This is a genomic window from Xanthomonas vasicola pv. musacearum NCPPB 4379, assembly GCF_000277895.2.
In the GTDB taxonomy this organism is placed as follows: Bacteria; Pseudomonadota; Gammaproteobacteria; order Xanthomonadales; family Xanthomonadaceae; genus Xanthomonas; species Xanthomonas vasicola.
The window spans coordinates 1,397,390-1,410,461 of the sequence record NZ_CP034655.1; the positions used below are offsets into that span (position 1 = coordinate 1,397,390).

A 13,072-nucleotide genomic window follows, 5' to 3' on the forward strand; every position below is an offset into this window, starting at 1 on the left:
CGCCCATCATGCAACAGGCGCCGACTGAGACAGCCGACGCCTGTTGGGTGTCACGCAGTCACAGGCATCACTTGGGCAACGGCGAGCGCCCCTGGATCGAAAACGGCGCTGCACTGCCAGCGGCGCCGGTACCCGGCTGCCCGCCGCCGACGAACAACGTGTAGTTGCCGGCTTCTACCGCGCGCTGCCCGCTGCGATCCACGTCGCTCAACGCGCGTGCATCCAGATTGAAGGTCAGCGTGCGTTGCTCGCCCGCTGCAAGATGCACGCGCTGAAAACCGACCAGGCTGCGCAACGGCGACTGCGGGCGGTCCGGATATTGCAGATACACCTGGGCCACTTCGTCGCCAGCATGCGTGCCGGTGTTGCGCACGGTCGTGGTCACCTGCAGTGGATTGCCGGCTTGCAGCGTGGTGCTGGACAGCTGCGGTGCGTCGTAGGCAAAGCGGGTGTAGCTCAGGCCATAGCCGAACGGAAACAACGGCTCGCCCTTGAAGTAGCGATAGGTGCGGCCCTTCATGTCGTAACTGACGTAGGCGGGCAAATCCTTGGTGGAGCGATAGAACGTCACCGGCAGGCGACCGCCGGGGTTGTCATCGCCGGCCAGCATGCGCGCGATCGCGGTGCCGCCGGACTGGCCCGGGTACCACGCGGCCACGATCGCATCGGCATGCGTCTTGGCCCAGTTCAGGGCCACCGCGCTGCCGCTCATCAGCACCACCACCAGCGGCTTGCCCGAGGCCTTTGCCCGTTCGAGCAGTGCTTGCTGCGGGGCGGGCAGGGCGATGTCGTTGCGGTCGCCGCCGTCGAAGCCAGGCACATCGATCCGCAACTCCTCGCCTTCCACATCTGGCGACAACCCGACGAAGGCAACCACTGCATCGGATTGCGCCACAGCCTGCTCGGCTTCGGCTAATTGCGCTGCCGCAGGCGCCAGCCATTCCAGACGCACGCCCTGGTCCTGGCCGCGGTGTTCCATTTCCAGGCGAATCTTGCGCGGGCGGGTATCGTCAAAATGCAGCACAGTTTCCACGCTGCGGCCGTCGGCGTTGTGCATGCCGGCCGGCACGTGCTTGTCTTCGGCGTTCCCGGCAACCACCAGCTTGTCGTCGATATACAGCCGCACCGGATCGTGCCCGCTGCAATCGAAGCAACGCGCCACGCGCACCGCCAGGGTGTAATCGCCAGCGCTGGGTGGCAGCAGTTCGCCGCTCCAGCGCACCGCATAACGGTCGGCCGGTATGCCCTTTGCCGGGGCGACCTGATCCCAGTTGAAGCTCACCGTGCGGTCCTGCCGCACCACGCGCGCAGCACCGCGCATATCGACGTTGTCGAAATACTCGCCACGCAAGCCCGGCTTGCCATCGCCGCGCAATGCCGTTTCCGGGATCATGCCGGGCACGCCGGCAGCCAACGGTGCGCCTTGTGCGTAGCGCACCTGCTGCGCACCGAAGCGCTGACGCAGGCCCAGCAACGGCGTCACCGGCGCGGACGAGGTGCCCTGGTAATTGGCCTCCAACGCCGCCAGTGCGTCCGCATTCGGGCCGATCACCGCCAGCCGCGTGCCGGCGTTGAGCGGCAACGTGTTGGCATCGTTCTTCAGCAGCACGATCGACTCTGCAGCCGCCTGCAACGCCAGAGCACGGTGCGCCGCATTGTCCACATCCTTCGCGCCGAGCCGCGCGTATGGATCCTTGCGCGGGGCCTCCAACTCGCCCAGGCGGTAGCGCGCGGCAAACAGGCGCACCAGCGATTGGTCGAGCAAGGCTTCGTCCACGTCGCCGCGTTCGATCGCCGTGCCGAGTTCGCGGTAGGCATGCCCGCAATTGAGATCGTGCCCGGCCTTCAGCGCGGCGGCCGAGGAGCCGGCGTTGTCGGGGCGGAAATAATGGAACTGGGTCATGTCGTCCACTGCATCGCAGTCGGACACCACAAAGCCCTTGAAGCCCCAGTCGCCACGCACGCGGCCGTTGAGCAACCAGTCGGCGGCGCACGCCGGCGTGCCGTGCAGCGAGTTGTACGCACACATCACCGAGCCGGCCTGGCCCTGGACCAGCGCGGCGCGGAACGCCGGCGTATAGGTCGCTTCCACATCGTGCGGCGACACATCGACATCGAAGCCATGCCGGCCCGGCTCGGGGCCGCTGTGCACGGCGAGGTGCTTGGGCGTGGCGATCGTGCGTGGATGGTTAAGATCCTCGCCCTGCAGGCCGCGGATAAACCCCACTGCCATCTGTCCGGTGAGGAACGGATCTTCGCCGTAGGTTTCCATGCCACGGCCCCAACGCGGGTCGCGGAAGATGTTGATGTTGGGCGACCAGATGGTGAGACCGGCGTAGCGCTTGTGGTCCTTGCCCGGACCGCCGGCCTGGTTGAACTTGGCGCGCGCTTCGGTAGAGACCACCGTGCCCACTTGCTGCATCAGGTTGGTATTCCAGCTCGCCGCCAGGCCAATGGCCTGCGGAAACACCGTGGCGTGACCGTTGCGGGCGATGCCGTGCAGGCCTTCGCTCCACCACTCGTAGGCGGGGATGCCCAGGCGCGGAATTGCCGGCGCATCGTTCATGGCCTGCGCCACTTTTTCTTCGCGGCTCATTTGCGCGACCAACGCGGCGGCGCGCTGTTCGGGCGTTGCGGCCCGTTCGGTGGGGGCGGCAAGGGCGAGGCAGGGCAGCGTCAGGCCAAGGCCCACTGCCACGGCAAGGCGCGATACAAACACGGACGACATGGATTCACTCCTGGGCAGCGGCCAGGCCGCTGGGCATTGTTCTGGTAGTGCCGCAGTCGCTGCGGCGAGGTGAAGGGTGAGACGCGGCGGTGTCATGCGTGCTACGCGTGACTGGTGCTGGTCCTGCGGGCCCTCATCCGCCCTTCTGGGCCCTTCTCCCGCCAGCAGGACAAGGGCATTCATGATCGAGGCAAGGCATGCTGTCGTTGTCCAAAGCCATCGATGTAGGGCAGAGGCGTCTTGCTGATCGTTGTTGCCTTCTTAGCTCATCCGCATCTGAGGCGCGTTCTGGCTTTGCGTTTGCTCCACGGTCTGCTGCCGAGCTTGGTTCTGCACCAATTGCTGATTGAGTTGTTCCAACTGATGAAAAGACTGCTCCACGGTAGTCTGAGCTGCTTGGACTGTCGGCATATGAGCCCGGAGCATGGCCGGATCGTTGAGGGAGCCTTGAACGACAAACACATTCTGAGCCGCTGTCAGGCTATCGGTGCGATTGCTCAAAAGAACATGATCGACACGAGTTAAACCGTTGTCTTTGGCCAAGGTCAAGAGACTTGCCGTCATTCGATCGTTCACTTCGCCGGAGACGCCGTGCTGTTGACCGAGCTCAGTGACCTTGGTCCGGATCTGCTCATGCATGGCGTGATCGGGGTGTTCCGGTGATACAGGTGTTCGAGCGGGCATGGTGGGAGTGGGAGTGGGGGAGTTTGATCGCTCCAAAGCGCGCTCAGCAGGCGTTTGCCAGCGTTCGATCTGGGTTTCCCCTCGGATGTGGCCGGTTGCTGGATCCTTTTCCAAGTTCACCCGTGCCCACTTCGAGTCGATGTCCAGGCGACGCGTAGCCTCATCGAAGTGATTGTCCATGAGGCGCTCAGCCGTCGCTTTGGCGTCTTGCTCCCACATGTTCCTTGCATCCCAGTGCCCCCGGCCTTCGATGGCTCTTTCAAGCCGCGCGGTGATCAGGTGTTGAGGATCACCCACTTGATCCTTGGCAGCACCAATGACCGACGCCTTGACTTCAATGACTTCCCAGCGCTCGGTTTTGGGATTGAAGCCCGCCAAGTCGTTGCCGTGCCCTGAGTTGTTCTGGATAGGCACAAGGTCCGTGCAGCCCTCTCGGGCGAGCTTATGAGCCACGATGGCTTCGCCAATATCGCCGGTCTCGCCTCGGGTCAATGCCGAGAGTTCTCGCCTACCTACTGACTTGGTGACCGCTTGCTCAAACGACACCGAGCCGTTGAACATCCTGACATCTTGCCGTGCTAAGTAGCCCAGTTCCTTAGGCGTCAGCGCGCCGCTATCGAGCAAGCCATCCAGATGCCCCGACTTGCGAAGCCCCTCCACCAACTCCCCGAGTTCGCCTTGGCTGCGTTTGACGCCAGCCAGGCCGTGAAACATGAGGTCTGCGCCCTTGGCTTCCAACCCACCCTTGCCTTGAAGCTGCCGGGCGTCGTGAGCAAGTTTCAGCAGTTCTTCGCCAAGCTCGCCTGCAACATGGCCTTCGGCCCGACCCGCAACTAGTCCCGCATCTGCGGCCAGATCCTCGACCCCATCGGCGATCTTTGCCACCTTGCCAAGCTTGGTGAGCTTGGACGCCGGCACGAAGGTGGCGATGATTTCAATGGCCGCAGCGCCTTTGGCTTGGCCTAGGTATTCCTGCTCCTTGCCTTCGCGCGTGGCTTGCTCAAAGCCCTTTTCCCACTCGTTCCAAGCACCAATGGCGGCATTCTTGATGTCGCGCGGCACTTTGCCGGGGTCGTCGACGGCTTGGTTGGCATAGACCGATGCTGCCCCCATGACCAGGTTGCGAAAGTTCTCGTCTGTTCTGAACTCGTAGGCGAACTTGGCGAGATCGACCGTATCACCCAGCATGGAGAGGCCATGGCTAGTCGCGCCTTTCATCGCGCCGTAGCTGTCCTGTCCATTCCCAGCCAGTTCTGCTGAAACGGCGCCAGCTGCGCGTTCGAGATAGCTGTTTTGCGGATTGTCACGGACTTCCTGCGCCCAGCGCCGTGACTGGGCCAAGTTGTCGCTGATTTGAGCATCGGCCGAGTTGAGCGCCGAGTTCCCACGCGCTTTGGCGTCCTCCCAGGCCGCGACCACCGGCTCCTGGACATAGCGCTCGAAGTTTCGCTCGGCCCATGACTCGTTGACATTGGCCGTATCCAGCGCACGATCAAAGCGCATCGCATCAGCTGGCAGCAAACGCTTGGAGATGGCATCAATGAGCGTGCCGACTGCTTCGCGGCCTTGGGGATCGGCGCAAGCCGGGGAACGCGTGATCGAGTTGACCAAGCCTTGCGCATCAAGACCCTGGATGGTCTGGTTGTTCAGGATTAGGCGGTGCGCTTCGAGTGCGGTCAGATCAACTTGGCCATTGGCGTCGGTCGCCATGACAAGGGCGGCAAGATCAGCAGAGTTGCTTGTACGGTTCGGCATGTTCATGGAGGAATCCTTTCAACATGAGTCAACGAAAAAGCGGGTAGTCCTCTTCGACGCGCGCCAGAACGGCAGCCATTAGAGGATGGGGAGGCGGGCAGGACAGATCGTTAAGAACCGACCAAGGCCCATCAATCAAAGCGTGGCCGCTTGGGAACTCAGGCATGCCATCCCGCCGCCGAAGGGCTTGCACCGCCAGCAGTTCCAGCGGAAAGACGCGATCGAAGTCGCGATCAAACTCGTAGGTTCTTGATCCCGTGCTCGCTTTGCTTCGGCTCAGATGAAAGTCAGCAGCTTCACTCATAGCTTGTGCAAACGTGTCCTGGTCATGGCTCTTCCAAGTGTCGAGGAGCGCTTGATAGGGCGCGATCAGCGGCTTGCGAGGCTCGAAATGGATGGCAAGATCATAGCCCTCCGAAAGCAGTCCGACCAGAAACACATCATGCGTGTCGTGGGCAATGCGCCGGGATTGCGGAAGCGTGTTGAGTCGTTCGTCCTTCTCAGCCATCTCCAAGAAGCGCTGGGCGCACACCTTGCCCGTTGTCCAATCTGAAAGCACCGTAGGCCCCGCTGCTCGCAAACTGTCCGAATATTCTTGGGGCCAGTTGGCCAAGTCCGAATATATCTGGCTGTGCACCGCGTCCCAGCGTAGGAGGAGTGCGCGGCTTTCGATCGTCCAGCAGAAAAACTGCGCAAGCTGCGCTAAATCGTTGCGGAAGTAGGCCTCACACGCGGCTACGCTCCAAAAGTGGCTGATCCTCCCCATCTGCGTGCCGACCTTCGGACTCAGCGGCCCGGTGGCCTTGAGGTACTCCTCAACAGCTTGGGTATAGCGAAGGATGTCGCCTGAGCTTTGAGCCCGGTCGAGCCATGCCCTGCACTCTGCCGCCAAGGATTTCAAGGCGGGTTGGAGATGTGGCGGCATGTCAGCGATTAGTCTCGTCATAAGCATTTAGCTTACCGCGATGAAGGACACCATTGAACTGACTTATCTGGGCCTTCTGCTGCCACTGCTCGATCACTTCAGTTCTAGGGCGAAGAAGGTCGATGCTTCCTTAACAGGCTATCGTCCTCACATAGCCGCTGGTTCTCCCGCTCAAATTCACGGATAGGGTGCTGCTCAGGCGTGAACGGCCGGCCTTGCCCCACTTGTCAGGTCTGCTCGGCTTGGTATTGGGCCGCCAGCGACGCACGCACTATCGACCAAGTCCAGGTCACGGCATACCGGGCCCGCGCTCAGGCTTTGGTCTCGGATCATCTGCACCACCTGCAGGGCAGTATCGAAGTTTTTTCGTGGGCGGGAGATCATGGCAGGCTCGGTCCTCGTTGGTGATCATAATCCCCTATCGAGGTGTCCACGAAATTTAGAGCGGCTAACAAAACCAGGGAAGCATGCGTAAGCAGATGATGGAGCATGCAAGCGAGAGCAACGCTAAGTGGATATCGATGCGGCGTTCGAAGCGGATACGCAGCTTGCCCATCCCGGCGAACCAAGCGTGCGTACGCTCCACGACCCAGCGGTGCTGGCCCAGGCGGTCGTTGCGTTCGATGCCCTTGCGTGCAATCCGCGCAATGATGCCGCGCTGCTTGAGGGCGTTGCGGCAACGGTCGATGTCGTAGGCCTTGTCAGCATGCAGTTTGCCTGGCCAGCGTCGCGCACGCCCTGGTTTTCCGCCGATCGCAGGCAATGCATCAAGCAACTCCTCGAAGACAACCGAGTCGTGTCGATTGGCACCAGTGACGCACACAGCCAACGGCACGCCGCTGCGATCGACGATCAGATGCCGTTTGCTGCCGAGTTTGCCGCGATCGGTTGGGTTTGGCCCTGTATACGAGCCCCCGGGGGGAGGCCACGCTGGCGGCGTCCAGACTTGCCCGGCTCAGATCCAGTTTGTCGGCGCGACGTAGCTCGGCCAGGAGCACCTGATGGAGACGATGCCACACTCCGTTGGCTTGCCAATCACGCAGCCGACGCCAGCAGGTCATGCCGCTGCCATAGCCAAGTTCCCCAGGCAGTTCTTCCAAAGCAATACCTGTGCGCAACACATAGATAATTCCATTGAGCGCCTGCTGATCACTGATACGAGGTCGTCCACCTTTTGGGGAAGGCTTGACCTGCGGAATCAGTGATGCGCTTCCACAGCGCAATTGGGATCTCGTTGCGACGTGTCATGCCGGCGATGCCGCCGCCGGTTCAACAGAATTCAAGGTTTTTGTTAGCCGCTCTTAGAACCGGACACATTCATCGCAAGAACTGAGGTCCTTTCTCCCGCGTTGCGGGAGAAGGTTTCCGAAGGGCGGATGAGCGCCGTCCCGCTTCTTATTTCGCAGCGGCAGCCTCCTGCGGCTCCGGCGGTGCGCCAGCCAGCGTGGCAGCCAGATCGCGCACCTGCAGCGTGGATTGCAACTGCGCCAGCGCCGCCTTGCTGCTCACGTGCACGGTCAGCGGCTCGCCCGGCAGCAGATCGAAGGCGTTGTCCGACAGCGTGGCATCCACATCGCCGAACGATAGCCACACCTCGCGCGCCAGCGTGTTGCTGGTCAGGGTGAGCGCGTAGCCATCTCCATCGGCGCGCCACTTGCTGTCGATCTTCGCGGCCGGCAAGGCAAGTTGCTTGGCCGGCGCGAAGAACACCACTTCACGCGACAGCAGCGTGTTGCCGTCGAGCAGCTCGAACACCGCGTAGGTGCGCTTCGGGTCGGCGCTGCCCAGCAATTGCTTGTCGCTGAAGTTGCCCACCTGCAGGCTGCTCAATGCTTTGACGCTGGCTTTTTCTTCGCGCTTGCTGAGCACCTTGCCATCCATGTCCATCACCCGCATACGCCAGCGTGCGGCCAGCGGGGTGGTTCGGTCGGACACCAGCGACACTTCGGTTTGCCCCTTGTCGTTGCGTAACGCGGCGATCATTTCCGGCGCATAGAAGCGGCGTGCGTGGTAATGCAGTGCCTTCCAGCGGCCGTAGTAGTCCACGCTGGACCACGACGCACCCGGCCACACATCGTTGAGCTGCCAGTACAGCGAGCCCATCGATTGCGGACGCGAGGCACGCAGATGCGAAGCCGCGATGTTGATCCCTTCAGCCTGCATCAGCTGGCTCAGGTAGACGAAGCTTTCAAAATCCTTGGGCTCACCGAATTGGCGGCGGATGTACAGCATCAGCCGCTTGTTGCCGTTGCCCTTGTCGAACTTCTGATGCACGCGCATCACCGGCGATTCCGGATCCATGTCGCCGGGCTCGGCGAACGCGCGCACGGTGCGCATGTCCGGGAACGACTGCAGCCCGTATTCGGACATGAAGCGCGGGGTGACGTTGAGATATTCGGTGACCGGCAGGGCCGGGCCGCCCCAGACCTGCCAGTAATGCATGTCGCCGTTATCCACCTGGTTGGCATCCGTATCGAAATCGGTGCCCGGCGAGGTGGCCCAGTACGGCACGTCGCCGTCGTAAGTGTTGACCACCCCGCGCAAGATGCTACCGAACAGGGTCGTCATACCGCGCTCGATCAGGCTGCTCTCCTCCGGGCCAACGTCTTTCTTGAAGTCTACCCAGCCCCAGTTTTCCCAGCCGGTCTGGACCTCGTTATTTCCGCACCACACGACGATGCTGGGGTGGTCACGTAGCCGCTTGACCTGGTCGATGGCCTCCAGACGGCTGTTCTCACGATACTCGACGGTGTTGGGCGGCACCGCGCTGGCGAACATGAAGTCCTGCCAGAGCATGATCCCGAGTTCGTCCGCGACGTCGTAGAAATCGTCGTCCTGGTAATACCCTCCGCCCCACACGCGCAGCATGTTCATGTTGGCGTCGCGCGCGTCCTCCAAGATGCTGCGGATGCGCGCTCTGTCCACACGGTTGGGAAAGGATTCGAGCGGAATGAGGTTGGCGCCCTTGGCAAAGATCGGGATGCCGTTGACCACGAACTCCATGCTCTTGCCCCATTGATCCTGTTGCCGCCGCAGCTCGACCGAGCGCAGGCCGGTGACGCGTTTGATCTGCTGGCTGTCGCCGTCGGCATCGCGTACCTTTGCCACGAAGGTGTAGCGGTCCTGCGTGCCGTAACCGGCCGGAAACCAACGTTTGGGCTCGGCGATACGCACGGCCAGATCCACCCGGTTCTGGCCGGGATCGACCACCGCGTCCTGAGTGAATTGGCCGACTTTTTGCCCATCCGGGCCCAGCACGTCCAGCGTCACCTGCACCGGGCCGCTGCGGCCTGCCTGCAGTTCCAGTTGCGCCTGCAGCTGCGCACTGTCGGCATCTAGGCGTTGCTGGGCGATATGCAGGCCGTCCACGCGCACTGCATCCCATGCCTCCAGCCGCACGTCCTTCCAGATGCCGGCATTGACTAAGCGCGGGCCCCAATCCCAGCCGAAGCTATAAGGCGCCTTGCGGATGTAGGTCGAACTTTGACGCCAACGGGGTTCGTCGCCAAACGCCGAGTTATGCCCACCTGGCAAAGCATAGGCTTGCTTGGCCAGCCATGGCTGGATTTTCTTGATCGGCGAAAGGAAGGTGATTTCCAGCACGTTGTCGCCGTGTTTGAGCAGTGGCTTGGCGTCCACGCGCCACTGCCGAAACATATTGTTCGCACTGAGTAGCGGTTTGCCGTTGAGAGTGACCTCGGCCAGCGTATCCAGACCATCGAACACCAGTTCCAGGTGCTCGCGCTTCAACGTGGCGGCATCGACGTTGAAGCGGCTGCGGTACTGCCAGTCGCTCAGTCCCACCCATTGAATCTTGCCTTCGTTCTCTCGGTAGAACGGGTCGGGCACCAGCTTGGCGGCGATCAAATCGGTCTGCACCACGCCCGGGACCTGTGCCGGCAGCCAGCTGGCGGCCTTGGGATAGGTGCTTGCCTGTGCCTGCCCCGGCACCAAGCGCACCCGCCAGCCCTTATCCAGCGTCACGGAGCTTGGCGCCGCTGCCCAGGCCTGCGAGATCGCAAAAAAGAGGGCGAACCCCAGTCGGGCAGGGCTGAGCACGCGGGATGGAAGGGTAACGTGGTGATGCAGTGGCATGGAGATCTCTGCGCTCTTCAGGGCGATCGAATTAGCAGAGCTGGCATGCTAGCGATCAGTCCACGATCGCAGTTCTGCCACGCGTCCAATTCGTCGCTGTGGGTGTGGGATGGAGACTGCACCATCCACACCGCATGCCCGCCCACTTGCGCTACGCAAGCGCGGACATCAATGCGCAGAGCAAGGCGGGCGTACTGCCTCATTTGTTCGCCGTCGTGTCCTGTGGCTCGGCCGGTGCACCAGCCAGCGTGGCAGCCAGATCGCGCACCTGCAGCGTGGATTGCAACTGCGCCAGCGCCGCCTTGCTGCTCACGTGCACGGTCAGCGGCTCGCCCGGCAGCAGGTCGAAGGCGTTGTCCGACAGCGTGGCATCCACATCGCCGAACGACAGCCACACCTCGCGCGCCAGCGTGTTGCTGGTCAGGGTGAGTGCGTAGCCATCGCCATCGGCGCGCCACTGGCTATCGATCTTCGCAGTGGGCAATGCCAGTTGCTTGGCCGGCGCAAAGAACACCACTTCACGCGACAGCAGCGTGTCGCCGTCGAGCAGCTCGAACACCGCATAGGTGCGTTTCGGATCGGCGCTGCCCAGCAATTGCTTGTCGCTGAAATTGCCCACTTGCAGACTGCTCAACGGTTTGACGCTGGCCTTTTCTTCGCGCGTGCTCAGCACCTTGCCGTCCATGCTCATTACCCGCATGCGCCAGCGTGCCGGCAGCGGGGTGGTGCGATCGGACACCAGCGAGACCTCGGTTTGCCCCTTGTCGTTGCGCAACGCGGCAATCATTTCCGGCGCGTAGAAACGGCGTGCGTGGTAATGCAGTGCCTTCCAGCGGCCGTAGTAGTCCACGCTGGACCACGACGCACCCGGCCACACATCGTTGAGCTGCCAGTACAGCGAGCCCATCGATTGCGGACGCGAGGCACGCAGATGCGAAGCCGCGATGTTGATCCCTTCAGCCTGCATCAGCTGGCTCAGGTAGACGAAGCTTTCGAAATCCTTGGGCTCGCCGAATTCGCGGCGGATGTACAGCATCAGCCGCTTGTTGCCGTTGCCCTTGTCGAATTTCTGATGCACGCGCATCACCGGCGATTCCGGATCCATATCGCCGGGCTCGGCAAACGCGCGCACGGTACGCATGTCCGGGAACGACTGCAGCCCGTATTCGGACATGAAGCGCGGGGTGACGTTGAGATATTCGGTGACCGGCAGGGCAGGGCCGCCCCAAACTTTCCAGTAATGCATGTCGCCATCATTGGCCTGGTCGGCTGCACCGTCGAAATCGGTGCCCGGCGAGGTCGCCCAGTACGGCACGTCGCTATCGTAGGTGGCCACCACTTCGCGGAACACGGTGCCGAACAAGGTGGTCATGCCACGCTCGATGCGTGCGCGTTCCTCCGGATCCACCGACTGCTTGAACTTGACCCGGTCGCCCCAGTTTTCCCAGCCGGTCTGCACTTCGTTGTTGCCACACCACAGCACAATACTGGGGTGGTCGCGCAGCCGCTTGACCTGCTCGATCGCTTCCTGCCGCGTGTTCTCGCGGAACTCCACGTCGTACGGCGGCACCGCGCCACCGAACATGAAGTCCTGCCAGATCATGATGCCCAGCTCGTCGGCCACGTCGTAGAAATAGTCGTCCTGGTAATGCCCGCCGCCCCACATGCGCAGCATGTTCATGTTGGCATCGTGCGCGTCCTGCAGGGTGCTGCGCATGCGCTCGTGCGTCACGCGTGCGGGGAAGGCATCCAGCGGGATCAGGTTAGCCCCCTTGGCGAAGATCGGGATGCCGTTGACCACGATCTCCATGCTCTTGCCGAACTTGTCTTTTTCGCGGCGCAGCTCCACCGAACGCAGGCCGGTGACGCGCTTGATCTGCTGGCTGTCGCCATCGGCATCGCGCACGCTGGCCACGAAGGTGTAACGGTCTTGCGCGCCATAACCGGCCGGAAACCAGCGTTTGGGCTTGGCGATGCGCAGGGCCAGATCGATGCGGTTCTGGCCGGGATCGACTACCGCGTCCTTGGTGAATTGGCCGACTTTCTGCCCATCCGGGCCCAGCACATCCAGCGTCACCTGCACCGGGCCGCTGCGGCCGGCTTGCAGTTCCAATTGCGCCTGCAATTGCGCGCTGTCGGCATCCACGCGTTGCTGGGCAATATGCAGCCCGTCCACGCGCACGGCGTCCCACGCTTCCACGCGCACATCCTTCCAGATGCCGGCGTTGACCATGCGCGGGCCCCAGTCCCAGCCAAAGTTGTACGGCGCCTTGCGCACATAGGTAGAGCTGTGGCGTGCCTCGGGCTCGTCGCCGAATGCCGAATCGTAGGCGCCCGGCAGCGCGTACGGCTGCTTGGCCAACCACGGCTGGATCTTCTTGATCGGCGAGTACAGCTTGACCTCCAGCACGTTGTCGCCGCGCCTGAGCAAGGATTTCGCATCCACGCGCCACTGCCGGAACATGTTGTCGGCGCTAAGCAGTTTTTTGCCGTTGATGGTGACTTCGGCAAACGTGTCCAAACCGTCGAACACCAGCTCGACATGTTCGCGCTTGAGCGTGGCCGCATCCACGTTGAAGTGGGTCTGGTACTGCCAATCGCTCAGGCCGGCCCACTGAATCTTGCCTTCGTTATCGCGATAGAACGGGTCGGGCACGATCTTGGCGGCGATCAGATCGGTCTGCACCGCGCCGGGCACCTTTGCCGGCAACCATGCCGCTGCCTTCGGATACGTCTTGGCCTGCTCCTGGCCCGGCACCAGCCGCACCTGCCAGCCGGTGTCCAGCGTCACAGCCGAAGGCGGCGCGGCCCAGGCCTGCGAGATGGCGAAGGCCAGGGCAAGCCCGAGATGGGCGGGAACAAAACGATGACGGGACAGGGGCATG

6 protein-coding genes are annotated in these 13,072 nt (G+C 62.5%); all 6 read right to left on the minus strand.

The features are described from left to right. Positions 1 to 67: 67 nt before the first annotated feature. On the minus strand, positions 68 to 2,728 hold the full coding sequence (locus tag KWO_RS06585) for a glycoside hydrolase family 3 C-terminal domain-containing protein (protein WP_010381218.1): 2,661 nt from the start codon (positions 2,726 to 2,728) through the stop codon (positions 68 to 70). Positions 2,729 to 2,989: 261 nt separating this feature from the next. After that, positions 2,990 to 5,173 (minus strand): XVIPCD domain-containing protein, encoded by a 2,184-nt coding sequence (locus KWO_RS06590; RefSeq protein WP_010381212.1) that lies wholly within the window; start codon positions 5,171 to 5,173, stop codon positions 2,990 to 2,992. Positions 5,174 to 5,195: 22 nt separating this feature from the next. Then, complete coding sequence (locus tag KWO_RS06595; RefSeq protein ID WP_010381211.1) at positions 5,196 to 6,119, minus strand: hypothetical protein; 924 nt, start codon at positions 6,117 to 6,119, stop codon at positions 5,196 to 5,198. 421 nt (positions 6,120 to 6,540) lie between these two features. Further along, positions 6,541 to 7,315, minus strand: a protein-coding gene (locus tag KWO_RS06600; RefSeq protein ID WP_425522384.1) for an IS5 family transposase whose coding sequence is annotated in 2 segments (ribosomal slippage) — positions 6,541 to 7,017 and positions 7,019 to 7,315 — 774 coding nt in all. Because the reading frame shifts where the segments join, the coding sequence is not laid out codon by codon here. 172 nt (positions 7,316 to 7,487) lie between these two features. Continuing rightward, positions 7,488 to 10,187 (minus strand): beta-mannosidase, encoded by a 2,700-nt coding sequence (locus KWO_RS06605; RefSeq protein WP_017113834.1) that lies wholly within the window; start codon positions 10,185 to 10,187, stop codon positions 7,488 to 7,490. Positions 10,188 to 10,386: 199 nt separating this feature from the next. After that, entirely contained in the window at positions 10,387 to 13,071 is a 2,685-nt protein-coding gene (locus tag KWO_RS06610) for a beta-mannosidase (protein ID WP_165444892.1), read from the minus strand. Position 13,072: the final 1 nt, after the last annotated feature.

Bases quoted from the DNA above. Each gene is read 5' to 3' on its own strand.
- KWO_RS06595 (WP_010381211.1), bottom strand. From the start codon at position 6,119: ATGCTTATGACGAGACTAATCGCTGACATGCCGCCACATCTCCAACCC.
- KWO_RS06585 (WP_010381218.1), bottom strand. From the start codon at position 2,728: ATGTCGTCCGTGTTTGTATCGCGCCTTGCCGTGGCAGTGGGCCTTGGC.
- KWO_RS06610 (WP_165444892.1), bottom strand. From the start codon at position 13,071: ATGCCCCTGTCCCGTCATCGTTTTGTTCCCGCCCATCTCGGGCTTGCC.
- KWO_RS06605 (WP_017113834.1), bottom strand. From the start codon at position 10,187: ATGCCACTGCATCACCACGTTACCCTTCCATCCCGCGTGCTCAGCCCT.
- KWO_RS06590 (WP_010381212.1), bottom strand. From the start codon at position 5,173: ATGAACATGCCGAACCGTACAAGCAACTCTGCTGATCTTGCCGCCCTT.